The organism is Klebsiella sp. JB_Kp031 (assembly GCF_040064295.1).
Classification (GTDB): Bacteria; Pseudomonadota; Gammaproteobacteria; order Enterobacterales; family Enterobacteriaceae; genus Klebsiella; species Klebsiella quasipneumoniae.
Genome location: NZ_JBEAJW010000041.1, coordinates 236,803 through 261,702, shown reverse-complemented (window position 1 = coordinate 261,702; position 24,900 = coordinate 236,803). Strand labels below are relative to the sequence as shown.

At 57.4% G+C, this 24,900-nt stretch carries 22 protein-coding genes; 10 read left to right on the top strand and 12 right to left on the bottom strand.

What is annotated here, in order from left to right; all coding sequences use genetic code 11:
* The first annotated feature begins 7 nt into the window (after positions 1-7).
* Together ABLV64_RS22665 and ABLV64_RS22660 are read left to right on the top strand one after the other, a co-directional pair.
* Positions 8-1,135 (top strand): ABC transporter ATP-binding protein, encoded by a 1,128-nt coding sequence (locus ABLV64_RS22665; RefSeq protein WP_180242205.1) that lies wholly within the window; start codon positions 8-10, stop codon positions 1,133-1,135.
* Positions 1,136-1,151: 16 nt separating this feature from the next.
* Positions 1,152-2,438 (top strand): ABC transporter substrate-binding protein, encoded by a 1,287-nt coding sequence (locus ABLV64_RS22660; protein WP_004205415.1) that lies wholly within the window; start codon positions 1,152-1,154, stop codon positions 2,436-2,438.
* Between the two features lie 71 nt (positions 2,439-2,509).
* Here the strand turns inward: ABLV64_RS22660 and ABLV64_RS22655 are convergent, their stop codons facing one another.
* From ABLV64_RS22655 to ABLV64_RS22640, 4 genes are all read right to left on the bottom strand, one after another.
* Positions 2,510-3,853: a carbohydrate porin gene (locus ABLV64_RS22655; protein ID WP_200982242.1), complete on the bottom strand. Its 1,344-nt coding sequence runs from the start codon at positions 3,851-3,853 to the stop codon at positions 2,510-2,512.
* Between the two features lie 121 nt (positions 3,854-3,974).
* The gene (locus tag ABLV64_RS22650) at positions 3,975-5,408 is read right to left on the bottom strand and encodes a glycoside hydrolase family 32 protein (protein WP_348843150.1); all 1,434 of its coding nucleotides are present in this window, start codon (positions 5,406-5,408) and stop codon (positions 3,975-3,977) included.
* A gap of 19 nt (positions 5,409-5,427) precedes the next feature.
* The gene (locus tag ABLV64_RS22645) at positions 5,428-6,669 is read right to left on the bottom strand and encodes an MFS transporter (RefSeq protein ID WP_004205406.1); all 1,242 of its coding nucleotides are present in this window, start codon (positions 6,667-6,669) and stop codon (positions 5,428-5,430) included.
* A gap of 12 nt (positions 6,670-6,681) precedes the next feature.
* Complete coding sequence (locus ABLV64_RS22640) at positions 6,682-6,816, bottom strand: hypothetical protein (RefSeq protein WP_049004099.1); 135 nt, start codon at positions 6,814-6,816, stop codon at positions 6,682-6,684.
* A 94-nt stretch (positions 6,817-6,910) separates the two neighbouring features.
* On the opposite strand from ABLV64_RS22640, the gene ABLV64_RS22635 reads away from it, so the two are divergent.
* A complete protein-coding gene (locus ABLV64_RS22635; protein WP_004205404.1) occupies positions 6,911-7,906 on the top strand; it encodes a LacI family DNA-binding transcriptional regulator in 996 nt (331 codons plus the stop codon).
* Here ABLV64_RS22635 and ABLV64_RS22630 read toward each other — a convergent pair.
* Together ABLV64_RS22630 and kduD are read right to left on the bottom strand one after the other, a co-directional pair.
* Positions 7,903-9,324 carry a sugar porter family MFS transporter gene (locus tag ABLV64_RS22630; RefSeq protein ID WP_065878804.1) on the bottom strand — a complete coding sequence of 474 codons (1,422 nt, stop codon included), beginning with the start codon at positions 9,322-9,324 and terminating at the stop codon, positions 7,903-7,905. The two genes, ABLV64_RS22635 and ABLV64_RS22630, sit on opposite strands and share 4 nt — an antisense overlap.
* Before the next feature lie 296 nt (positions 9,325-9,620).
* The gene (gene kduD, locus ABLV64_RS22625) at positions 9,621-10,382 is read right to left on the bottom strand and encodes a 2-dehydro-3-deoxy-D-gluconate 5-dehydrogenase KduD (RefSeq protein ID WP_004205401.1); all 762 of its coding nucleotides are present in this window, start codon (positions 10,380-10,382) and stop codon (positions 9,621-9,623) included.
* A gap of 484 nt (positions 10,383-10,866) precedes the next feature.
* Between kduD and ABLV64_RS22620 the strand changes: the two genes are divergently transcribed.
* Positions 10,867-12,042 carry an oligogalacturonate lyase family protein gene (locus tag ABLV64_RS22620; protein ID WP_065905372.1) on the top strand — a complete coding sequence of 392 codons (1,176 nt, stop codon included), beginning with the start codon at positions 10,867-10,869 and terminating at the stop codon, positions 12,040-12,042.
* Between the two features lie 134 nt (positions 12,043-12,176).
* On the opposite strand, the gene ompK26 is transcribed toward ABLV64_RS22620, so the two are convergent.
* The 3 genes from ompK26 to ABLV64_RS22605 all read right to left on the bottom strand — a co-directional run bounded on the left by ompK26 (position 12,177) and on the right by ABLV64_RS22605 (position 15,288).
* Positions 12,177-12,872: a KdgM family porin OmpK26 gene (gene ompK26 / locus ABLV64_RS22615; RefSeq protein WP_004205398.1), complete on the bottom strand. Its 696-nt coding sequence runs from the start codon at positions 12,870-12,872 to the stop codon at positions 12,177-12,179.
* 249 nt (positions 12,873-13,121) lie between these two features.
* Positions 13,122-14,300 carry an acetyl-CoA C-acetyltransferase gene (locus tag ABLV64_RS22610; RefSeq protein ID WP_117263498.1) on the bottom strand — a complete coding sequence of 393 codons (1,179 nt, stop codon included), beginning with the start codon at positions 14,298-14,300 and terminating at the stop codon, positions 13,122-13,124.
* Between the two features lie 118 nt (positions 14,301-14,418).
* Positions 14,419-15,288 (bottom strand): LysR family transcriptional regulator, encoded by an 870-nt coding sequence (locus tag ABLV64_RS22605; RefSeq protein ID WP_004205395.1) that lies wholly within the window; start codon positions 15,286-15,288, stop codon positions 14,419-14,421.
* A 102-nt stretch (positions 15,289-15,390) separates the two neighbouring features.
* Between ABLV64_RS22605 and ABLV64_RS22600 the strand changes: the two genes are divergently transcribed.
* The 6 genes from ABLV64_RS22600 to ABLV64_RS22575 all read left to right on the top strand — a co-directional run bounded on the left by ABLV64_RS22600 (position 15,391) and on the right by ABLV64_RS22575 (position 20,742).
* A complete protein-coding gene (locus tag ABLV64_RS22600) occupies positions 15,391-15,852 on the top strand; it encodes a multidrug/biocide efflux PACE transporter (protein ID WP_004205393.1) in 462 nt (153 codons plus the stop codon).
* 123 nt (positions 15,853-15,975) lie between these two features.
* Positions 15,976-17,205, top strand: coding sequence for an amino acid permease (locus ABLV64_RS22595; protein ID WP_004205392.1), 1,230 nt, complete (start codon positions 15,976-15,978; stop codon positions 17,203-17,205).
* 120 nt (positions 17,206-17,325) lie between these two features.
* Positions 17,326-18,204, top strand: a complete 879-nt coding sequence (locus ABLV64_RS22590) for an aldo/keto reductase family oxidoreductase (RefSeq protein ID WP_017899257.1) — start codon at positions 17,326-17,328, stop codon at positions 18,202-18,204.
* A gap of 383 nt (positions 18,205-18,587) precedes the next feature.
* A complete protein-coding gene (gene mrkH, locus ABLV64_RS22585) occupies positions 18,588-19,292 on the top strand; it encodes a transcriptional activator MrkH (RefSeq protein ID WP_004205390.1) in 705 nt (234 codons plus the stop codon).
* A 17-nt stretch (positions 19,293-19,309) separates the two neighbouring features.
* Complete coding sequence (locus ABLV64_RS22580) at positions 19,310-19,882, top strand: LuxR C-terminal-related transcriptional regulator (RefSeq protein ID WP_004205389.1); 573 nt, start codon at positions 19,310-19,312, stop codon at positions 19,880-19,882.
* 143 nt (positions 19,883-20,025) lie between these two features.
* A complete protein-coding gene (locus ABLV64_RS22575) occupies positions 20,026-20,742 on the top strand; it encodes an EAL domain-containing protein (RefSeq protein WP_004205387.1) in 717 nt (238 codons plus the stop codon).
* A 33-nt stretch (positions 20,743-20,775) separates the two neighbouring features.
* Here ABLV64_RS22575 and mrkF read toward each other — a convergent pair whose 3' ends face one another.
* From mrkF to mrkC, 3 genes are read right to left on the bottom strand one after another with little or no spacing between them, the layout of a single operon-like run.
* Positions 20,776-21,411: a type 3 fimbria minor subunit MrkF gene (gene mrkF, locus ABLV64_RS22570; protein ID WP_032456584.1), complete on the bottom strand. Its 636-nt coding sequence runs from the start codon at positions 21,409-21,411 to the stop codon at positions 20,776-20,778.
* A gap of 13 nt (positions 21,412-21,424) precedes the next feature.
* Complete coding sequence (gene mrkD, locus ABLV64_RS22565) at positions 21,425-22,420, bottom strand: type 3 fimbria adhesin subunit MrkD (protein WP_004205385.1); 996 nt, start codon at positions 22,418-22,420, stop codon at positions 21,425-21,427.
* Positions 22,411-24,897: a type 3 fimbria usher protein MrkC gene (gene mrkC / locus ABLV64_RS22560; protein ID WP_049004095.1), complete on the bottom strand. Its 2,487-nt coding sequence runs from the start codon at positions 24,895-24,897 to the stop codon at positions 22,411-22,413. Before mrkC ends, mrkD begins: the two co-directional genes overlap by 10 nt.
* Between the last annotated feature and the right edge of the window lie 3 nt (positions 24,898-24,900).

Here is a 24,900-nt window from a genome sequence, read left to right as displayed (position 1 = left end):
AAATATCATGGCTGAAGTGATTTTCAACAAACTGGAAAAAGTTTACTCCAACGGGTTTAAAGCGGTGCATGGTATCGACCTGAAGATTGCCGATGGCGAATTTATGGTGATCGTCGGCCCTTCCGGCTGCGCCAAATCGACCACCCTGCGCATGCTGGCGGGTCTGGAGACCATCAGCGGCGGCGAGGTGCGGATCGGCGACAAGATCGTCAACAACCTGGCGCCTAAATCCCGTGGTATCGCGATGGTGTTCCAGAACTACGCCCTCTATCCGCACATGACGGTGCGTGAAAACCTCGCCTTCGGCCTGAAGCTGAGCAAGTTGCCCAAGGCGCAGATTGATCGGCAGGTGGAGGAAGCGGCGAAAATTCTCGAACTGGAGGAGCTGCTGGAACGTCTGCCGCGCCAGCTCTCCGGCGGCCAGGCACAGCGCGTGGCGGTGGGCCGGGCGATCGTCAAAAAACCGGACGTCTTCCTGTTCGACGAGCCGCTCTCCAACCTGGACGCCAAGCTGCGCGCCTCGATGCGCATTCGCATTTCCGATCTGCATAAGCAGTTGAAAAAATCCGGTAAACCGGCGACCACCGTCTACGTTACCCACGATCAGACGGAAGCGATGACCATGGGCGACCGCATCTGCGTGATGAAGCTCGGCCACATTATGCAGGTCGATACCCCGGACAACCTCTACCACCAGCCGAAAAATATGTTTGTCGCCGGCTTCATCGGCGCGCCGGAGATGAATATTCGCCCCAGCCAGCTGGTTGAGCACGACGGCCGCCTGTGCCTGACCCTTGGCGACCAGCGCCTGCCGTTGAACGACCGTCTGGCGGAGAAAGTCGGCGCCTATCAGCACCAGGAGGTGTTCTACGGGGTCCGCCCGGAATTCGTGTCGCTCTCCGACGCGCCGTTCGCCGAAGGCGGCTGCATGGGCGAGATGGTGCGGATGGAAAACATGGGGCATGAGTTCTTTGTCTATCTGCAGGTCGCGGGCTACGAGCTGACCGCTCGCGTGCCGTCGGACGATGCGAAGCCGATGATTGCTAAGGGGCTGAATCGCAAAGTCTATTTCACCTTTGATCTTAACAAGTGTCACATCTTTGACGCCAAAACCGAACAGAACCTCTCTCTGTGAACCCTGGAGCATAACAATGAAAAACGTGCTGATAAGCGCCACCCTCTCCGCCACCCTGGGCCTTAGCGCCTTCTCCTCGCTGGCGCAGGATGTCGACCTGCGCATGTCCTGGTGGGGGGGCAATGGCCGCCATCAGGTGACCCTCAAGGCGCTGGAGGCTTTTCACCAGCAATATCCTGATATCAATGTCAAAGCGGAGTACACCGGCTGGGACGGCCATCTTTCGCGCCTGACCACCCAGATAGCCGGCGGCACCGAGCCTGACGTGATGCAGACCAACTGGAACTGGCTGCCGATCTTTTCGAAAAATGGCGATGGCTTTTACGATCTCAATACCCTGAAAGACGAGATCGATCTCAGCCAGTTTGACGCCAAAGAGCTGCAGTCCACCACGGTCAACGGCAAGCTCAACGGCATCCCGGTGTCGGTCACCGCCCGCGTTTTCTACTTTAACGACGAAGCGTGGAAAAAGGCGGGCATCCCCTTCCCGAAAACCTGGGATGAACTGCTGGCGGCGGGAAAAACTTTCGAAAGCAAACTCGGGAAACAGTACTACCCGGTGGTGCTTGAGCACCAGGACGTGCTGGCCCTGCTCAACTCTTACATGGTGCAAAAATACAACCAGCCGGCCATCGATGAGAAGGGCCGCAAATTCTCCTACAGCAAAGCGCAGTGGGCGGACTTCTTCGGCATGTATAAGAAGCTTATCGACAGCCATGTGATGCCGGACACCCGCTACTATGCCTCGTTCGGCAAGAGCAACATGTACGAGATGAAGCCGTGGATCCAGGGTGAATGGGGCGGGACCTACATGTGGAACTCCACCATCAATAAATATTCCGACAATCTGAAGCCGCCGGCGAAGCTGGTGCTGGGGGAATACCCGATGCTCCCCGGCGCCACCGATGCCGGACTGTTCTTCAAGCCTGCGCAGATGCTGTCCATTGGCAAATCGACGAAAAACCCGCAGGCGGCGGCGAAATTGATTAACTTCCTGCTGAACAGTAAAGAAGGGGTGGATATTCTGGGTCTGGAGCGTGGCGTGCCGCTGAGCAAAGCGGCGGTCACCTACCTGACCGAGGACGGGATCATCAAAGCCGACGATCCGGCGGTGTCCGGCCTGAAGCTGGCGCAATCCCTGCCCACCACCCTGCCGGTCTCGCCGTACTTCGACGACCCACAGATCGTCGCCCAGTTCGGCACCACCCTGCAGTACATCGACTACGGTAAAAAGTCGGTGGAAGAAGCGGCCGAGGACTTCCAGCGCCAGACCGACCGCATTCTGCGCCGCGCGATGCGTTAACCTGCCCACCTGAACTCTCCCGCGGCGTCCGCCGCGGGAGAGCCTGCCTGAGTATCCTGTCAGAAGAAATATCAGAAGAAATATTTAAAGCGCACCCGGGCGCCATAGCGTTCGTCGGGATTCCCGCTCTTCGCCGCCGTGGAATCGAGCCACGAGGCGTAGGCGCCAAGGTAAATATTGAAGTTCGGCATCGCCATAATATTCGGCAACTGCCAGGATGTATGCACGGTATGGATGTCATAGCGCCCCGGCGCGAGGATTGCGCAGTCGCCATCGCACTCGCCATTCACCCCGGCCATGTTGAACTGATCGATTTTGTTATGCGCGTAGATATAGCCCAGCTCCACGCGATGCCACAGGGCATTGATTCCGGCGCTGAAGTCGGTTTCATCCGCCGCGTCCAGCAGGGCAGTACTCAGATTGACCACCGCCCCATCGTGCGGATCGCTTTTCAGGGTGTTCCAGCTCATGGTCATCCCGTAGCCGGTGCGGTTTGACTGGTCGACCCAGCGCCCGCTCTGATTCTGATAGCCGTAGGCGTTGTTGACGAGGTTGCTCTCTATCGCTGCCGCCGCCGACCAGGCGCCGGACTGCCACACCGCCACCGGCCGCACGTACACTACGTTTTTGCGGTTTTCCAGCGCATTACCGTGATAGTTTTGATCGACAAACAGCGAACTGCCGTCCTCCACCAGGGTATTGACCTCGAAATACCAGTTATCTACGGTTTTGCTGAACAGGAGGTTGCCGCCGCTACTGCTGCGCCCGCGCCCCTCTTTCATCATGTAAATATAGCCATAGCCGTCGGAATAAAGGTCGTTGGCGGTATTTCCTGAATATTCAATAAAGGTATCCTGATTCAGGGGGAACATATCCCAGGCTTCAAAGCGGCCTATTTTTATTTTCCAGTCATCCTGCTGACCAAAGAAAAATACCGCATCGTCGAGATTCATTTTGCCATCCATATCCGCCAGCGGCTGCACGCTGAATCCGGCATATTTCCCGTCGTCGCCATTACGTCTGCCATCAAAACCCAGCAGAATACGGCCATTAATATCCCAGCGTTCTTTCTCGCCGGGCGCCCAACTTTTATTCGCGCTGGTTTTGACCGACGTCAGGCTACCGGTGCGGCTGGCGCCATCAAGATTAAATTCGACGTCGCCATAAAATTTTAATTCGCCATTGTTGTTCAGCTGCAGGCGCGGCGTAGCCGGCGCCGCGCGGGCGACGGTCGTGGCCTGCTGCTGGCCTTTCAGCGTCTTAATCTCCGCCTCTGCGCTGGCGGCGCGCGCCTCCGTCGCCTTCAGCCGCTGCTCCATTTGCGCCAGCCGCTCTTCCAGCGATAACGGCGCCTGCGCCATCGCCTGTGGCAGATACAGAGACGTGAGAAAACACCCGACCCAGATTTTATTCATCGGTAAACCCTTTTATTATGGAATGAACTGAATTTTTTATTAATGGGTAATGCACGACGATACAGGCAATAATAACCCGCCCATCGTCAAAGACGGGTTATTAACGACAACAGCCTTTTTATTATTCGAGCTGCCAGGCTCCGGCTTCGGTTAATGCCGCCGAACCGCTCCAGGCAAATAACGCTAATTCACGGCGGGGAGCCTGCGGATAGATACGGCTGCTCAGGCAGGCCTCGCCGTCATTGACAAAAACCTCCACCGAAGAGCTATCGAAAAATATCCGCAGATTGAGATCCGCCCCGGCGGTCAACGGTACGCTGCGCGTCCCGCACAGGCCATACTGCGGATAATGCCGCTCCAGCACCAGACGCTGCTGTTGGACATCCACGTAGAGGCGCAGGCCATCGCCAAAGCGCAGACCATACTGCTCGGCGCTGCTGCTGGTGCAGTTCCAGCGCAGGTTGACCTCCATCGCCTCGCAGTTGTCGACCATAGTGGTCTGCTGATTGTTCAGGGTGCTTACCGGCCACGGGAACCAGGCGCCGCGCAGGCTCTCCACTTCTTTCGCCGGGCGCATCTGCAGGCGGTTATCCGCGCTCAGGCTCAGCTCGCGCGGCAGGGAGAGCATGCCCGCCCAGCCGTCCTGCTGCTCCGGCAGCGGCGATTCCCACATATCCAGCCAGCCAATCACGATCCGCCGGCCATCGGGGGTGGCGAAGCTTTGCGGCGCATAGAAATCGTGGCCGTGATCCATCTCCGTGAACTCGCCGTGACGGACGAATCGCTGCCCCGGCTGCCACTCGCCGATCAGATAGCCGCTCTGGAACAGGTTGCGGTTGCGGAACCCCTCGGCCTGCATCCCCTGCGGGGAAAACATCAGGACGCGTTTGCCGCTGAGGGTGAAGAAGTCCGGGCACTCCCACATATAGCCCATGGTGCTTTCCGCTTCATCCAGCACCCCCGCGTCCTGCCACTGGCGCAGATCGGCTGAACGGTACAGCCGTACCTGACCGGTGTCGCCTTCGCGCGCGCCGACGATCATGTACCAGCTGTCTCCCTCCCGCCAGACCTTCGGGTCGCGGAAATGGTGCATGCCCGGCGGAGTGTCGACCACCATCCCCTGGCGCTCGAAGTGGATCCCGTCCCGGCTGGTGGCCAGGCACTGTACCTGATACAGATTGGCTTCGTCGCCAGGGTCGCCGTGGAATTTATGCCCGGTGTAAATCAGCGCCAGGGTATCGCCATCGACCACCGCCGAGCCGGAGAAGCAGCCGTCTTTATCCTCCGGCCCCTCCGGCGCCAGGGCCACCGGCAGATGCTCCCAGTGCACCAGATCCTTGCTCCGTGCATGCCCCCAGTGCATCGGCCCCCACTGGGTGGAGTACGGGTGATGTTGATAAAAAGCATGGTACCAGCCGTCGAACCACACCAGACCGTTTGGGTCGTTGATCCACCCGGCGCGGGCCGCCAGGTGATAGTGCGGATACCAGCGCAGATTGAGCGCCTGGCGTTGTGTCTGGAGTACCTGTTCAGCCCTGGAGATTGTGTAAGTCATCGTTTTCACTCTTTTTGATTCAGATAGCGGTAGGTTGCGACATCAGCGGATCGGCGGAGGATTTGCCGGAGCGCAACAAGAAGATGGAAATAAAGGTGGTGCAGAACACCAGCAGGCCCATGATCAGATAGGACTGGGCGAAGCCATATTTTTCATAGCTGTAGCCCGCCAGCGGCGACAATACGCTGGCGATAATCGAGCTGGTGCAGGCGAAGCCCACCAGATAGAGGGTGGAGGAGAGGCGTTTATCGAAGTTGATGCTGTTGTACTTAAAGATAGCCACCAGCAGTATCGGCAGCTCCACCGCGTGCAGCAGTTTGGTGATGGAGATCAGCAGCGGCCCCTCCACCAGGCCGGAGGCCACCATGCGCATCGCCATCACCATGCCGGCGAAAATCAGACCGTTTTTGGCCCCGATGCGGTTCACCAGCCACGGCGCGCAGAACATGCCGGCCGCCTCGAGGAACACCTGGAAGGAGTTAAGGTAGCCATACATCTCATTGCCTTCCTGCAGGGTCGCGAACTGCGATGAGAAATAGACCGGGAACTGCTGGTCATAGACGCCGTAGATGCAGGTGCCGATGACGAAGAAGACCAGCGCCCAGAAGCGCGGCAGCGTCAGCAGGCGCAGCGCATCTTCCAGGGTCACCTTGCCGCCCGAAACCGCCTCCTGCATCGCATGCGGTGCCGAGGAGACGCGCAGCCGGGCCAGCAGAATAAAAAACACCAGTCCGGAGCAGCTGGCGACGAGGAAGTTAAGCTGCGGGTTGATGTTAAACAGCAGACCGGCGAAGAAGGTGGCCACCGCCCAGCCCAGCGAGCCCCACATCCGCGCCCTGCCGAATTCAAACTGGCTCTGGCGCGCCACGCGCTCGGTATAGGATTCCAGCACGCCAATGCCGCCGTTAAAGGTCAAGCCGATGTAGATCCCGCCGAAGATGCTGCCCAGCAGGACGTTAATTTTCAGCAGATGGCCGAACAGCAGATACGCCGGACCGGAGAGGATCAGCAGCGCGGTGATATACCAGAGCAGATGTTTGCGCAGCCCCAGCTTATCCTGGATAAAGCCATAGCAAACTTGCGCAAACAGCGCGGAAACCGACAGCACGGCGTAGATGATACCGGTATCGCCGGCCTTCAGCCCCACCTCCTGGTGCAGCCAGATGGAAAGCAAGGAGCCGGATGACGACCAGGTCACGAAAAAGAAAAACAGTAAGGCACTGAGCAACGGGTAGCTGTGTGAGTGATGCGCTTTCATCATGACATTCTCGTGTTAGAGGAATGCAATTATGGTAACGTTAACAAAAAACAAAGCGCAGAGGGATTCGCTGCGATATATGATGTTAATCACAAAAGTTAACGTTAACATAATGAAGATGCGATCGCGATCAAAAATCAACTGCAACATCGCTCACGACGGCGTTAGCAGAAAATCGTTTCACGCTTTTACATCAGCGACTTAGTTGTATAGCCTGTACTCTGCAGCTATAGCGGAGGAAAAAATGGCGTCCCTGAAAGATGTAGCAAAACTGGCGAATGTATCTTTGATGACCGTCTCACGGGCGCTGAACACCCCGGAGCGGCTGAAGCCGGAGACGCTGGCCCGCGTGCAGGCCGCCATCGCCGAAACCAACTACGTCCCCGACCTGTCGGCAAAAAAGATCCGCGGGGCGCGGGCCACCCCCAGCACCATCGGCGTGCTGGCGCTGGATACCGTCACCACGCCCTTTTCGGTGGAAATCACCCTGTCGATCGAAGAAACGGCCCGCGCCCACGGCTGGAACAGCTTTGTGGTCAATATGTTTTCTGACGATCGGCCGGAAGCAGTGGTCGACCTGCTCCTCTCCCACCGTCCGGACGGCATCATCTTTACCACCATGGGCCTGCGTCAGGTGCCGCTGCCGGACAAACTGCTGACCCTGCCCTGCGTGCTGGCTAACTGCGAAAGCCTCAGCCAACCGGTGGCCAGCTATATCCCGGACGATGAACAGGGCCAGTACGACGCGGTAAAAGCCCTGCTTGCCGCGGGCTATCGTCGTCCGCTGTGCCTGCACTTACCCGCCAGCCAGCTGGCGACAATCCGCCGCCGCCAGGGGCTGGAGCGCGCCTGCCGGGAGGCGGGCATCGAACCGGAGAGCCTGACCCACTCGTATATGGCCCAGGGCGATGAGCATTACCACGATATTCCCGCGGTGGTGCTGGCGCATATCCGCGAGGGTAAACCCGGCTTCGACTCGGTGATCTGCGGCAACGATCGCATCGCCTTTATGGTCTATCAGACGCTGCTGGGCCAGGGGTTACGCATTCCACAGGACGTGGCGGTGGTGGGATACGACAATATGGTGGGCATTGGCGATCTGTTTCTGCCGCCGCTCTCCACGGTGCAGCTGCCGCACTACGACATCGGGCGCCTGAGCGCCCTGCATATCATTCACGGCGACAACCATCGGGAGACGCGCAAGGTCGCCAGCCCGTGGTTGCCGCGCGCTTCGCATTAACGGTTACCGATATTGCGCAGCTTCTCGCCCGCCATCAGGTTGCGCTCAATGTGTTCGAGGGTGACATTTTTGGTCTCCGGGATCAGCCAGAAGGTGACGCCGATAAAGGCCACGTTGAGCACCGTGTAGAGCCAGAAGGTCCCGGCGGCGCCGATCGCGTCAAGCAGCGTCAGGAAGGTGGCGCCGATGATCATGTTCGACACCCAGTTGGTGGTGGTGGAGCAGGTGATGCCGAAGTCGCGGCATTTCAGCGGCTGGATCTCGGAGCAGAGGATCCACACCACCGGCGCCGCGCTCATCGCATACCCGGCAATACACATCATGGTCATGCCGACGGAAAGCCAGGAGAGGCCGCTGGAGGCGGTGCCATTGTCGAACTGCATCAGGCAGTAGCCGAGCACCAGGGTGCCCAGCGCCATCACGCTGAAGCCGATTTTCAGCGCCGGCTTGCGGCCTGCTTTATCCACCGTGAACACTGCGATAAAGGTGGCAAACATAAAGGTCAGGCCCACCACCAGGGTGGCGATCATCTGCTGTTCGGTAGTGGTAAAGCCCGCCATTTTGAAAATACGCGGGGCGTAGTACATGATGATATTCATGCCGGTGAACTGCTGCATCGCTTGCAGCAGCATGCCAAGGAACACCGCCCGGCGCACGTTACGATTGACCTTGAACAACGCCCAGCCGCCCTGCTTCAGCTTCAGGCTTTCGCGGATCTCGTTAAGCTCATCGCGCGCCTTCTCCGAAGTATCGCGCAGCATCCGCAGCACCTCTTCCGCTTCGATATGGCGCCCTTTCTCCGCCAGCCAGCGCGGGCTGTTCGGCAGAAAGACGACCAGAACGATCAGGATCACCGCCGGCAGCGCCAGCACGCCCAGCATGGCGCGCCAGTTACCGCTGTAGCTAAAGGCGGTATCGGAAAGAAACGCCAGCACAATGCCGAGGGTCACCATCAGCTGATACATACTGATCATTTTGCCGCGCACGTTCTCGCTGGCCATTTCGGAGAGGTACAGCGGCGCGGTGTAAGAGGCGATCCCAACGGCCACCCCCAACACCACGCGGGCCACCAGCAGCACTTCGACGCTGGCGGCAAAAGCGGAGCCGATAGAGCCGGCGACAAAGAGCACAGCCCCCGCCATCAGGCTATATTTGCGGCCAAGGCGGAACGACAGCCAGCCGTTAAACAGCGCGCCTATCGCCGCCCCCAGCATCATGCTGCTGACCACCCACTCCTGAAGCTGGCTGGATAAGGTGAAGTGGTCGGTAATAAAGGGCAGCGCCCCGGATATCACGCCGATATCCAGGCCAAAGAGCAACCCCGCCACCGCCGCGGCGATAGAAACAAACCAGTTCATCCGCCGGGTGTCACGTTGCGTCCGCGGCGTTAATGCAGAGTCGTTACTGATTGAAGTCATTTTTATTCCTGCCACACAGAGAAAGACATAGGACGAAAGTACGTGACTGGCGGAGGAATTTGTCAGGCTGGATACGCCAAAGATATGGACTATTTTGCTGGCAAGATGGGTTTTGTGATGGACATTAAACTTTCAACGTAACGAAAAATTCGTTTCGCATCGTTAATAACCCTGTTCATACAGGGCGGTAACATTAATTCTTCACTCTGGAATATGGACGATCCTCATTTTACGGTATGGACAATAATTGCTCAGACGGCCGGAGCGGTGAGTGCCGCGCCGGCCGTCGCCGTCGGTTAGCGCGCCAGCCAGCCGCCGTCCACCGCCACCGTGTAGCCATTGATATAATCGGAGGCTGGGGAAGCGAGGAAGACCACCGGCCCCATCAGGTCGGCCGGCAGGCCCCAGCGCCCGGCGGGAATGCGGTCGAGGATTTCGCTACTGCGCTGCTCGTCAGCGCGCAGCTGCTGGGTGTTATTGGTCGCCATATACCCCGGGGCGATGGCGTTGACATTGATATTGTGTTTAGCCCACTCGTTGGCCAGCAGGCGGGTAACGCCCATCACCGCGCTTTTGGACGCGGTATACGACGGCACACGGATCCCGCCCTGGAACGACAGCATCGAGGCGATGTTAATGATCTTCCCGCCGCTGCCCTGGGCGATAAAGTGCTTCGCCGCCGCCTGGGACATGAAAAATACGCTCTTGATGTTGAGGTTCATCACGTCGTCCCAGTCCTTTTCGCTGAACGCCAGCGCGTCCTCGCGGCGGATCAGGCCGGCATTGTTGACCAGAATATCAATATGGCCAAACTCCGCCACCGCCCGCTCCAGCAGGTGAGGGATACCGTCGATCTGGCGCAGGTCGGCGGTCAGGCTGAGAAAGCGGCGTCCCAGCGCCGTCACCCGCTCGATGGTTTCCACCGGCTCGACAATATTGATACCGACAATATCGCAGCCCGCTTCCGCCAGCCCGAGGGCCATCCCCTGACCTAAACCGGTATCGCATCCGCTCACGACGGCCACTTTTCCCTGCAGGGAGAATGCATCAAGAATCATAATGTGTTCCTTAGTCGTTCAGAGCCTGCAGTATGCAGGCAAGGTTCTCTCGGCCCGGCTCGCGCCGGCGGCGCGACTGAGCGTGGGGCGAACTCATGGGCAGAGCCCATCATAAAAAATAAAACAGAGTTCCGTTTTACTGATGGGTGCCATCTTAGCCCCGCCCTCTGTCATTTTCAATGATATTTAAAACGTTGTTTCATTTTTTATGACGAAGATTACAAAAAAAGAAAACGCGAACGGTTCCGGCAACCCGCACCGGACAGGAAGCGGTTTTAAAAGGATGATGATTCAGCCGGTTGTCCGGAGAGGCGGCCAAATTGAGGCCAGCAGGCCGCAGAAGATGCGGGAATTACGCCGAACTGCGTGGGACATCACAAATAATGAAACGTTGTTTTGATAAATTAACACCCATCTTTTAAAACATATCACTCAGCGACACGCCTCTGGTCCAGCGGCATCGCAGGAAAGAAAGGAGCACTACATGGCTAAAGGCATGCGGGTCAAACTGAATTACCACGTCAGCCGCGATCCGGATACCGGGGCGGAAGTCACCCGCTTAACCCCCCCGGAGGTCACCTGTCATCGCAACTACTTCTATCAGAAATGCTTTTTTAACGATGGCAGCCATTTACTGTTCGCCGGCGAGTTTGACGGCCACTGGAACTACTATCTGCTGAATATCGCCAGCGCCGAAGCCGTTCAGCTGACGGAAGGCGCCGGGGATAACACCTTCGGCGGTTTCCTCTCCCCGGACGATAAGTCACTCTATTACGTGAAAAATGACCGTACCCTGCTGGAGGTGAACCTCACCACCCTCACCGAGCGTGAAGTTTACCGCGTCAGCGAGGCGTGGGTCGGCTATGGCACCTGGGTGGCAAACAGCGATTGCAGCAAACTGGTAGGCATTGAGATTGCGAAAAGCGACTGGACGCCGCTCAACGACTGGCAGATTTTTCATGACTTCTTCCACAAAGGACCGCATTGCCGCCTGCTGCGCGTCGACCTGCGCAGCGGTGAGAGCCAGGTGATCCATGAGGAAAAAATCTGGCTGGGACACCCGATCTATCGTCCCTTCGACGACCATACCGTCGCCTTCTGCCATGAAGGGCCGCACGATCTGGTTGACGCCCGCATGTGGCTGGTCAATGAAGATGGCAGCAACGTGCGTAAAGTCAAAGCGCATGCCCCGGGGGAAAGCTGCACCCATGAATTCTGGGTCCCGGACGGTTCAGCGCTGATCTACGTCTCCTATCTGAAAGGCCAGCAGGGGCGGACGATCTATCGCTTTGATCCGGAGAGCGGCGTCAACGAGGCCCTGATGACGATGCCCGCCTGCTCGCATCTGATGAGCAATTTCGACGGTACGCTGCTGGTGGGCGATGGATCAGGCACGCCGGTGGATGTCAAAGATACCGGCGGCTACTCCATTGATAACGATCCTTATCTGTACGTCTTTAACGTGGCGGAGAAGCGCTACTTCCGCGTCGCGCGCCATGATACCTCGTGGGCGACGGTGGCCAACAGCCGCCAGGTGACGCACCCGCACCCCTCGTTTACGCCGGACGACAGCGCCATTCTGTTCAGCTCCGATAAAGACGGCAAGCCGGCCATCTATATCGCGAAATTACCTGACCATCCGCCGATGCTGAGCGCCTGAGCCCCGGCGAACGTTTTTCTGTAACTGGCCTTGCCCTCCTTCGCGGAGGGCTTTTTTTTGTTCCCCCGCTTTGGCCCATAAAAAACCCCGGCTGACGGCGCCGGGGAAAACAGACGATGAGGGTCTGATGGAAATCAGAACGAGTAGGCCACCCCGACGCGGAAGCGGGTCTGGCGATCGCTGCGGTCATTCACGCCGACGTTGCCGATTTCACCATACGGCGACCAGTTGTTATCCAGCTTATAGGCCACCTTCACGTTATATTCCTGCGAGTAGGGTTTGTTGTCGTTGCGGTTCACCCCTTCCGAACTGCGGGCATAGACATAGTTCAGCTCGGTGCGCCAGTCGCCGAGAGCAAACCCGGCCCACGCGTCGCCGCGATTCACCTTGTCATCATCTTTGCCGGCATCATTCGGATAGCGGGTGTACTCATAGCGATAGCGAGCGGCGACATAGAAGCCATTGTCGAAACTGTATTGTACGTGCAGGTGCGGCTTGTAGATGGAGCGGCTGTCGTTGCTCTCTATGGTAAACCCGGGGGTGAGGAACAGGTTCGATGTCGCTTTCCAGCGCCAGCTGATGGTGTCTTCATGGCCGTTGCCCACCACGTCCGAATAGGGTTGCGAACCGTTGTCGCCGCCTGAACGCCATTTGGCCTCTACGGTAAAGCCTAGCCCGTTGGCGAAGCGGTGGGACACCGAGACGCGGTCAGCATTGCTTTTATCGCTCTTGCCGCCATCAATAAATTCATGACGTAAATCTATCGTGACCGCGGTTGCCGCAAAAGACATACCGCAGAGGGCGGCCAGAACCAGAGATCGTTTCAACATAGGGTACCCCTTATAATAAATAAAATGTCATTTCGTTTTTATGAAACGTTATTTTATTTTTTAAGCACCTTAGTTTTAGTGACCAGGATCGTAGTTATTTGTTTCAAAAAAGGTGGCACAACAAGACGTGACGGAGCTCAATAAATTGGCGGTGGGTGAGGGAAATACGGGAGAAAAAAGAGGGGGTCGGCAAAGCGCGGCGCATAAAAAAGGCCTCCCGCAGGAGGCCATGGAAATCGACATGCAGCGCTACGCGCGTTCTACCGCCAGCGCCACGCCCTGACCGCCGCCGATGCACAGCGTCGCCAGCCCTTTACGCGCATCGCGCTTGATCATTTCATGCACCAGCGACACCAGAATCCGACAGCCGGAGGCGCCGATGGGGTGGCCGAGGGCGATCGCGCCGCCGTTAACGTTGACCCGTCGCTCATCCCACTCCAGTACCCGGCCAACGGAGATAGCCTGAGCGGCAAAGGCCTCATTGGCTTCGATCAGATCGACGTCGTCCAGCCGCCAGCCGGCCCGCTCAAGACAGCGACGAGTGGCGTGCACCGGCGCGATGCCCATCAGCGCCGGATCGACGCCGACGCTGGCGAAGGCGCGGATCCGCGCAAGGATCGGCAGCCCCAGCGCCTCGGCTTTCGCCTCACTCATCATCATCACCGCCGCCGCGCCGTCATTGATGCTGGAGGCGTTGCCGGCGGTTACCGATCCGAGACGATCGAAGGTAGGCTGCAGGCTGGCCAGCCCTTCCGCGCTGGCATCCACCCGCGGTTGTTCATCGGTATCCACGGTGCGCGCCGCGCCGTTATGCTCGGTAACGACCGGGACAATCTCATCGCGAAAGCGTCCGGAATCAATCGCCTTGCGCGCCTTCTGCTGCGAGCTGAGCGCCCAGGCGTCCTGCAGTTCGCGGCTGATGCCATATTCCCGGGCGAGGTTCTCCGCCGTGACGCCCATATGATAATCGTTGAAGGCGTCCCACAGGCCGTCATGGACCAGGCTGTCAATCAGCTGGCTGTTGCCCAGCTGGGCGCCGGTGCGGCTGTCGGTGAGGACATGCGGAGCGCGGCTCATGTTCTCCTGGCCGCCGGCGATCACCACGTCCGCCTCCCCGCACTGGATCGCCTGGGTGGCGAGGTGCAGGGCTTTCAGGCCGGAACCGCAGACGTCGTTAATGGTGATCGCCGATACGGTGTTGGGCAACCCGCCGCGAATAGCAGACTGACGGGCCGGGTTTTGCCCGGTTCCCGCGGTCAGCACCTGGCCGAGGATCACCTCATCCACGGTCTGCGGATCGATTCCCGTCTTCTCCACCAGCGCCTTCACCACCACGCTGCCCAGCTCAACGGCTGAATGGCGCGATAACGCGCCCTGAAAGCAGCCAATCGGCGTACGTAGCGCCCCGACGATCACGACATCCTTCATCCTCTACCCCTGCCCGTGCTTTTGCGCAAAGAAACAGCGATATACTAGATAATTGTTATCAAAAAACTTTGTAATTGTTTAAAAAAAGTGAAGCCAATCACAAAGAAATAGCTATTCGTTAACGCTCACGCCGCTGCAGATGCTGACGCAGCCAGCTGCCGGCCGCCCCGGGCGGCGCTTTCTTATTCCACAGCAGATCCACCGAAATCGCCCGCGGCCAGCCGGGGATATCGAGCGCCACCAGTCCGCCCTGCGGCGCAAACTCCGCCACCAGCGCACAGGGCAGAATGCACCAGCCGAAGCCCTGCACCGCCATGCTGAGCAGCAGCAGGTAGTTTGGCGCCGACCAGACCTGCCCGGCGGCAGGCTCCGTCGCGCTGGCCAGAAAGGTGCTCAAACGCAGCTCGCGCCAGCTGCGCAGCTCATCCCAGACAACCTTGCCCTGCCCCGCCAGCGGATGGTCAGGCGCCACGTAAATGCCCATCGCCGTCTGCAGCGGCAGGCGGGTGCTGCCGATATCGGTCGGGTAGCGCTCTCTCGCCTCAATCAGTCCCACCTGGGCGCGGGATTTTTGCAGGAGATCGATCACGTCCTCATCTTCGCCAATCAAGCATTCAAATTCGGTATGAGGGAAGCGGCGGTCAAACTGCACAAGCAGATCTTCCAGCACGTCCGGGTGCAGGGTGTCCGAGAGCACAAAGGTCAGCCGCGGCTCCGTCTCGCCGGACAGCGATACCGCCAGCTCATCCAGCCGCTCGCTGGCGGCGAGGATCGCTTTGACATAGCTCAGCACCTGCTCTCCCTGCGGCGTCAGCGTCGGCTGCCGCGTTGCCCGATCGAAGAGGGTCACCCCGAGGTCAGCCTCCAGGTTGGCGATAGCGGTACTGATCGTCGACTGGCTTTTGCGCAGGCGACGGGCGGCGGCGGAGAACGACCCGCTGTCAACGGCCTCGACAAAGGCGGTTAACGCTTCCGGTGAATAACGCATGATGTATCTACTTTATCGATGGTTTCTATCTTTTGTTTATCACATTTTTCCATAAACTGCCGGGTAATTTCCTGTTCAGGCTAAAACTGGAGGTAGCTCGCCATGCAACAGACCCCACATCAGCGCAAGACGCTCACCGAGCGCGTTATCCACGCCATCACCTTCGAAGGGCTGGCGACGCTGATCCTCGCCCCCACCGCCGCCTGGCTGATGCAGCGTTCGGTGGTGGAGATGGGCGGACTGAGCATTCTGCTCGCCACCCTGGCGATGGTATGGAACATCATTTATAACGCGGCTTTCGATCGCCTGTGGCCAGTCTCCCGCGTCCCTCGCCGGCTGAAAGTGCGGGCGCTGCACGCGATCGGCTTCGAGACCGGCTTTGTTATCATCGGCGTCACCATGGTGGCCATCGTGCTGGGGGTATCGCTGCTGCAGGCGTTTATGCTGGAGATCGGCTTCATGCTCTTCTTCCTGCCCTACACCATGGCGTTTAACTGGGTCTGGGACACCCTGCGCGAGCGCGTGATCCGTCGCCGCCGCCCGCGCCAGGCGGCGCGCGGCTAGCCTCGCGGCGGATCCTTCGCGATCCGCCGCGACTTTATCACCAAAAACTATCGCAACAGACGAACCATAAATATGGTAAATTGCACTCCTTTTTTTTGGTTTGACGGTTGATAAAGTCGCATAATGTCTAAAATTTGGTCTAAAGAAGAAACTCTATGGAGTTTTGCCTTATATGGCACTGCAGTAGGCGCTGGGACGCTATTTCTACCGATCCAGCTGGGTTCGGCTGGCGCCATTGTCCTTTTCATCACCGCGCTGGTCGCCTGGCCGCTCACCTACTGGCCTCACAAAGCGCTGAGCCAGTTTATTCTCTCGGCCAATATCGCGCCGGGAACCGGGATCACCGGCGCAGTAAATCACTACTATGGTAAGAAAATTGGCAACCTGATCACCGGGCTCTATTTCCTCGCCTTCTTTGTGGTCGTGCTGATCTACGCCGTGGCCATCACCAACTCGCTGGCCGAGCAGGTGGCACATCGCACGCCGATGACGCCTGCGCTACGCGCGCTGCTGAGCCTGGGGGTCGTGCTGGTCCTTAACCTGATCTTTCTCATGGGCCGGCAAATCACCATCAAGGTGATGGGCTTTCTGGTCTTCCCGCTTATCGCCTGCTTCCTGTTTCTCTCCCTCTATTTAATCCGCGACTGGCATCCGGAACATCTCACCAGCCAGATGCAGTTCAGCTCGCAGACGCTCCACCAGGTCTGGATCTCCATACCCGTGATGGTTTTCGCTTTTAGCCATACGCCGATCATCTCGACTTTTGCTATCGACCAGCAGGAGAAGCACGGCGACCTGGCCATGGGTAAATGCAAAAAAATCATGAAGGTGGCCTATACCATCATCTGCGCCAGCGTGCTGTTTTTCGTCTTCAGCTGCCTGCTGGCCATCCCGGCGACCTATATTGAGACCGCCCGCGATCAGGGGGTGACCATCCTCTCCGCCCTGTCGATGGTGCCGGGCGCGCCGGGCTGGCTGGCGGTGACCGGCATTATTGTCGCCGTGGTCGCCATGTCGAAATCCTTTCTCGGCACCTACTTCGGGGTCATTGAAGGCGCCAGCGAAATCGTCAAAAGCTCGCTGGGCCTGATGGGCGTGCGCAAGAGCCGCGCCTTCAACCGCGCGATGTCGATCATGCTGGTCTCTGCCTTCACCTTTGCGGTGTGTTTTATCAACCCGAATGCGATCTCGATGATCTACGCCATCAGCGGACCGCTTATCGCCATGATCCTGTTTATCATGCCCACGCTGTCAACCTGGCTTATCCCGGCGCTGAAGCCGTATCGCTCGGTGGGTAACGCCATCACTCTGGTGGTCGGCCTGCTCTGCGTCTCCGTGATGTTCTTCGGCTAATCCGTCTCCGGCGACAGCGGCTTGCCTGAGCCGCTGTCGCACATTCTGACAATATTCTCACCCTTCCCTTCCTTGTTAGCGCATTACACTTACGGCTTAGCCACCGTGAGGAGAGTTCCTATGTCCAGTGTCACCTTATCCGGTCGCGGCACGCTCGGCGATCGCCAGGTCTATCGGTTGGGTTACGGCGCCATGCAGCTGGCCGGCCCCGGCGTTTTCGGCCCGCCGAAAGATCCAGAAGAAGCGGTGCGCGTGCTGCAGGCCGCCGTCGAAGCCGGGGTAAACCATATCGATACCTCGGATTTCTATGGCCCCCATGTGACCAATCAGCTGATCCGCAAAGCGCTCCACCCCTACCCCGACGATCTGTGCATTGTCACCAAGGTCAGCGCCCGTCGTGACGAGAAAGGCAACTGGCTGCCGGCCATGTCGCCCGCTGAACTGACCCAGGCCGTCGAGGACAATTTGCGTCACCTGGGGCTCGACGTGCTGGAGGTGGTGAACCTGCGCAGTATGCTGAGCCCCCACGGCCCGGTGGAAGGGTCGCTGGAGGCGCCGCTCGCCACCCTGCTGGAGCTGAAGGAGCGAGGATTGATCCGCCATATTGGCCTCAGCAACGTGACGGCAAAGCAGGTGGCGGATGCACAGAAAATGACGCCTATCGTCTGCGTGCAAAACCTCTATAACATTGCCCATCGCGCCGACGACGCGCTGGTGGATGCGCTGGCCGCCCAGCACATCGCCTGGGTTCCCTTCTTCCCGTTGGGCGGTTTTACCCCCCTGCAGGCGCAGGAGCTGAACGAGGTCGCGGCCTCGCTTGAGGCGACGCCGATGCAGGTCGCCCTCGCCTGGCTACTCCAGCGCGCGCCCAATATTCTGCTGATCCCAGGCACCTCATCCCGGACGCACCTGGCGGAAAATATTGCCGCCGCCGGGCTAATTCTGCCGGCGGATGCGCTGCGTACCCTGGATAATATCGCCACCCGCAAGCATCCCTGACCCGTCATGCCGAAAGGAGGGAACGACTTCCCTCCTCAATATTTGCCTGGAAAAACCTCATCACTGCTGGCACTATAGATCCTACAAATGGGGCGTGATCGACGATCGTTCTCTCATTATCCCCGTTAATTAAACTTAAGTTTTTTATCCTTCGACCGGTCTCCAGCTTGGAGGCCGTTGTCGTTTTTGTCATGACCAAAATTTGAAACGCTTGATTACAGGAAACACAATATCGAATTCCAAGTTTATACATATCAATCTGGCTGCAAAGATAGTCAATAACATCAAACGCTCATAAAAACATCTGATTAACCCAATCAGAATGTTGCTATTGCTATAAGAAAAATCAAACGCCTCACGACAACTATTTACAAGGGATGCACATGACAGAGGGAACGATAAAGACCAGTAAGTATGAAATTATTGCTATTTTCAGAGAGGAGTTGCGCAAACGTACTGAAATTGAAATATTTTTTAACAACACCAGTATCATAACCCAACTGACGCGCGTGGACTTTGCCGAGTTCCATATTCAGACCCATCGCAAAATCCCGCCCGGGCATAAAATTCGCTTTCTCCTGCATAGCGATTCAGGGAAAATAGAGTTTAATGCGGCCCTGACAAAACATGACAATAGCGGTGTCGATAAAGGTATCCGCTACGCCTTTTCCTTGCCTGAATGCCTGCAGGTGGTGCAGCGTCGCCGCGATCCCCGCTTTCGTTTACGCCACGAGCATGATTTTTATTGCCGCGGTCGCCATAAAAATGGCGAAAACTATCTTTTCGACATCAAGGACATTTCAGACGGCGGTTGCGCACTGATGACCAAAACGCCGAATCTGAAATTCCTCAGTCATAACGCATTGCTGAAAAACGCCGTACTGATGCTGGCGGAATATGGCGAGATCACCATCGACCTGGTGGTAAAGAATGTCATTATTATCACCCTTGATGACCCTAATGAAGAGAGCGAAAGCTACTATCAGATATCCTGCCAGTTTAAGTTCCGCCATCTCGACGACCAGCGCAGAATAGAGAAAATTCTGCTGGACCTGATCTTAGAAGCCAAGCGAAAAAAGAGAATCTGATACCCTTGGAAAGTATATTGCTGTACACCAATGATAATCTCATTGGTCACTCAATCTATCACTACCTTATTGATAGTCATGAAAACGCCACCCGTTTTGGCTATGACGAAGTCATCCATGGGAAACAGCTGCCTGAGGCCCAAACGGTTATTTTCAATTTAATCAATAAGGATATTTCTGCCATCAGAATCGTTGATCTATTGAATGCGCTCCGCCTTTCCCTACAACGCTGCCAGCAGCCGGTGCTGATGATAAAAAGCGACATTGCCGGACTGTGCAGAGAGTTAATAACCGTCGATAATGCCATGATTATTAGTGAAAAATCGCCGCTATCTATGTTTGCTTCTATTATCCAGCGGGCGAAGGGCGCCAGCGAACAACCGCCGCGACGATTGCGCAAACAACTGTCGCCGCGGGAGTGCCAGATCCTCGAGCTGCTGATTGCCAACAATAATAATAAGCGGATTGCCGCCCTGCTCGGCATTGCCCATAAAACGGTCCACAGCCATCGAATCCATATCATGCAAAAGCTGGGCATTGATAATTCCCGCACGATGAACCAGCGTATTGCCGCCCTCCATCAATGCTAAATTACGCAGAGGTAAATCAATAGCGGATAAAGCGTACTTATTCGTTGTTGATTTACATTTCCTGCCATTCCCATTAATCATCAGGTAGCCTATAATTAACCTATCCTCTGCTTATTGTCTGACTAACCTCGTGAAGAGGGATAATGAACACTAAAATATTCGAAGACAACATTTTATCTCGTAATGATATCGCTGTACGCTACGTCTTTCAGAAAATGTTTTCCCCACAAGGTACCTTAGTCGCGGTTGAATGCTTAAGCCGCTTCGATAATCTTCCCGTTTCGCCAGAATATTTTTTCCGCCATGCCACCGCGGCAGTTCGTGAACGTATTTTTCTCGAGCAACTGGGGTTGATTGAACAGCATAAAGCATGGTTTTTACGTAACCATATTTCCGCTACCATTAACGTTGATGACCATATCCTGACTCTGCTGCGCCAGAAGGAAATAAAAGAGAAAATCGCCGCCCTGACCTGCGTCCATTTTGAAGTGACCGAAAACGCCGAGAAACTTCTGAATAATTCCCTGGCCGCCTGGCAAAGCCCGCAGGATACCTCGCTGTGGCTCGATGACTTCGGCTCTGGCTACGCGGGGATTAACGCCATCAGCGGTTATCATTTTGACTATGTCAAAATTGATAAAGATTTTTTCTGGCATCTGATGCGCAAAGAGTCCGGCCGTCAGCTGATGGATGCGCTGGTCACCTTTTTATCCCGCAATCATCACAACGTGATTATTGAAGGCGTGGAAAGCGAAGCCCATAAAAAATGGCTGCAGGGTATGGAGTGGTTTGCTATTCAGGGGCATTACTGGCAGGAAGTCAGCATTGAGCAACTGGTTGCCGACGATATTGGCATATAAAAAAGCCGGGCTTGCCCGGCTTTTTCGTCCCGCTTAATTATAAACTAATTCCCACGTTGCCCAGCTGGTAATTGGCCCGCTGGTGGCGCTTTTCGGGGTCGGCGAAACGTAGCCCACATAATAGGTGAACAGGCCGCCGCTGACCGCGTTTTCCTGTAAATGCACCTGATTTTGCTGCGGATCCGCAGGGACAATTTTATTACTCTTATCCAGCGTATTATTATCATTGGTCGACAGCGCCAGATAAATATTCTGCGCGCCGTCTGGCAAGGTATTAGCCAGATAGCCCGCGTTCTCATTGCCGACCGCCGTCAGTAAAAAACCGTCGATCCAGCGAACGCTGACCCGCCGCACCTCGTCCTGCGAAGCGGCGCCGCCGTCATGACGTAGCTGGCAGTTTGACAGCGCCAGGGTAAAAGGCTGCGGCTTCATAAACGCGCCGGCCCCGCGATCGTGCACTTCCGCCAGGCTGACCGGCGCCAGCCAGACGTTGCCGCTGCCGGCATTCTGGCCGCCATTGAGCGCGACGCTGCAGGAGATATCCGTCACCCGCCCGGCAAAATCGACCCGTCCGCGGTCGTAATTAGTCTCGAAACCCCACGCCGAGGGGACGGCGAGGCTGCCGCAGAGCAGCAGCCACGCGATAGTATGTTTCGGCAATCCCTTCATTCCCCCTCCCGTATTAATCGTACGTCAGGTTAAAGATCATATGCGACTCCACCTCACCGGTGCTGGTCGTCGGGCCATACTGATAAAAGCGCGCGTGCAGCGGTATGGTGATGTAGCGGGTCTCCTGATTATTCAAGCGGCCAACGGTATATTTCTTATTAAACTGCAGCGGGGATCCATCCTTCAGCACCTGGATGCCGACGCCTTTCGCCATCCCGCTGCCGGCCTTTTCATTCAGCAAGGCGCCCATGGTGGCGGTGGTGCTGGTAGCCAGGGTGCCGGAGAAAGAGGTGCTGATGTTGGCATATCCCGTTTCACTCAGGCCGCCGCTGCACTGCAGCTCAATATTAAAATCCTTCCCGCCCGCGGTGGTGCCAACCCCTTTCAGGTCAGTACGTCTGATGGCGCCCACATCAACATTCATATTTTTCCCACTCAATACCGAACAGGAGGGCGAGACCACGGTGATCGCGTTGGCGCTCAGATAGGTTTCGAGGATCGGGTTGCCGCCGCTCTCCCAGTCGTAGGAGGTGTATTTTCCCGCCGCGAGGGTACCGCTGCCGGTGGTTGCCGCAGTTTTGATAATCTCCAGCGTAAAACGTGATCCTTCAAGGGAATAGTTGGTGGTGTTATACACTCGGGACGAATAGACGTCGGGATAGACGATATTCACCGTCGCGCCACCGCGGCTGAAACGCATACCAATTCCCGGCACGTTGGTGGAATAAATTTTATTCCCCAGGTCCGTGGCCCCTGGCGACACGATCTTCGCCGCGAAGCGGTTGGTGCCGGAGGTACAGCGATAGCTCGCCCCGCCGGGGGCGCTCATCGTCCAGTCGCGGGTGAGGATCACCGAACCCACCGGCAGATCCGGGGGCACCACCACCCTGCCCACCACCATGTCCAGCATCACCGTTGGCGAAGAAAGGCGCGTACAGACGGCCCAGGACGAGGTGGTGCCCAGCGCCATCAAGACGATAAAAAGCGTCAGTAATTTCCTCAGCGACATACGCTATCCTTTGTTGTTTGCTGTCCCAGATCCACCGAACACTGCCCGCCGCTCCACTTCACAATCGCGCGTTTGGCGTTCGCATCGCTGATAAACATCATGCTGCCCTGACCGACGACGCCGATCTCCTTGCCGTCGGGGGAGAAAATACTCGCCGCAAACGGCAGCGGCTCATGGTTCGCCTGGCGCGCCTGCAGGGTGAGGTTGTTCTGCACCGTGGTGCCAAACGCCACCTTAACCACGCTGCCTTCCCACGGTACAACCTGCGCCACGGTGCGATCGAAGGCCACGTCGTCATGGCTGCCTTTCGGGTCGATCTCGACGGCGTTAATTCGGTACGGGCGCAGATACGGCAGGATGGCGTAACCATTGCTGTCCACGCGGGTGCCCGGCGATCCCGGGAGCATAGCGCCGGCCGCGTCTTTGGCTTCAATCAGCGCCATCGTCGAGCCGCTTTCCGGTGAGAGCACCACGCCGCCGCTGTGGGCGATCATCGTCCCGCTGGCGCCAATGCCGCTCTGACGATAGCCTTCGCCCTGGCTGTAGCTGCCGTTGAAGGTGGTCCATGGCGTACGGTAGCTGCCGTTGAGCGCCACATCATGCTGACCGCCGGTGGCGGTGGTGGTCGACACGCCGTAGTTAAGGTTGTTTTCACTGTCCAGCGAACCGTTGATACCAATCTGCGAGCTGGCAAAGCGCGAGTTGTTGAACGAGGTGTTCGACGTCAGGTTGGCGGTGCGGTTGTCGCCAAACCACAGCGGGTAGCTGAAGTTGAGTGAAATGCGATCGTCGCGGCGATGGCCGGAGCTGTCCGGGGTATAGACGCGCTGGGCGCTCGCCGACCAGGAGAGACGACCAAACGAATTGTTATAGCTGACCTGATACTGCTTCTCGGTCCCGGAGCGGTTCCAGTAATCGGAAATACGACCGCTGAGATAAAACCCGCCCCAGCCGTCAGGCAGGTTCTGGTTTACCGTGAAGGTCATGCCGTTTTTTTGCCGCCAGAGGGTGTAGTTGCTGCGGCTGTTTTTTTCCTGATCGACGGCGTACAGCGCGTCGTTGAGGTTGTAATAACCTTTCGTCGAGTAGCGATACGCCGCCAGCACGATGCTGGTCTGGGTATCGGTGAACATGCGGTTAAAGGTGGCGCGATAGCTCTGCCCCGAGTCATCATGGCTATCGCTTTTCAGCCGAGAATGGGTGACGTCAAAAGAGAGGGCGCCGATCCCGGTGTTCATCCCGGTGCCCACCAGGAAGGCCTGATAGTCGTCAAAGCCGGTGACCCCGGTGTAGCCGGTCAGCAGGTTATTGATCCCGTGCTGCCAGGTCGCCTGATAGAGCATCGGCTTATTGCGCAGCCCGCTGTCGTCCACTTTACCGGCGGAGAGCGCGTAGCGGGTCATGCCCGGACGCAGCAGCTGAGCAACGGAGGCGTAAGGCACGCTGAACACTTCCACCGAGCCATCCGCCTCTTTTACCGAAACCTCAAGATCGCTGCCATAGCCGGATGGATAGACATCCTGCAGCGTAAACGGCCCCGGCGGAACGGTGGTCTGATAGATAATGTTGCTGCCCTGGCGCACGGTGACGAGGGCGTTGCTCTGCGCCACGCCGCGAATTTCCGGGGCATAGGAGCGCATGCCGTCCGGGAACATATTGTCATCGGTGGAAAGATTAACCCCACGCAGACCGATGGTGTCGAAAAATTCACCATTGGTAAAGATCTGCCCACCGCTGACAATGGAGTTGATCTGCGGGATCGGCCGCTGGAGATAGGTCTGGTTGCTGTTCCAGTGCGCTTTACCCTGCTGCTGCTGCCAGTTCAGGTTACCGATATGCTTCAGCAGCCAGCCGTCCCACGACAGGCCGGCATTGACGCCAAGGTAGGCGCTGCTGTTATCCGACCCGCCGACCGAAGAGGTGTGGCTGTTCCAGGCGTTGGCCATCCAGCCAAGATTAAGCGCGGTAATGCCTTTGTCCCAGAACTCCGGGCTGACATAGTTTTTCAGGCGTTGATCTTCATAGATCTGCGGCACCGAAATGTTCAACCGCAGGGAGGACTGGACCAGGTTGTCTTTGACGTTGTCTTCGTTGCGCCAGGATTTGAGGCTACCGCAGTAGCCTTCCTGTTCGCTCAGCTGCGGATTGAGCTTTTCCGCCGCGATGCCGTACTGCGTCAGCATCGCTTTGGTGTAGCAGACCCCAAGGTTACCGTCTTTGTCGCGCGCGATGCGCAGATCGTAGCGCCCTTTCCATTCGTCGTTGGTGTAGACGTCAAGGGAGTAAGTGCCTTCGGTAATCGCGCTGGTCGAGAAGCGTGACAGGTCGACCTTTTCGCGACTGCCGACAATAAAGCCGTCGTTAAATTGATATACCGTTCCCGGGTTTTCCTGTCCGCTGGAAAATGGCGGAAAGCAGCACAGCGCGATGGCGATCGCGGTGCTTAATCTTCCCGGGCAGAATGACCTCTGCTTCATTAG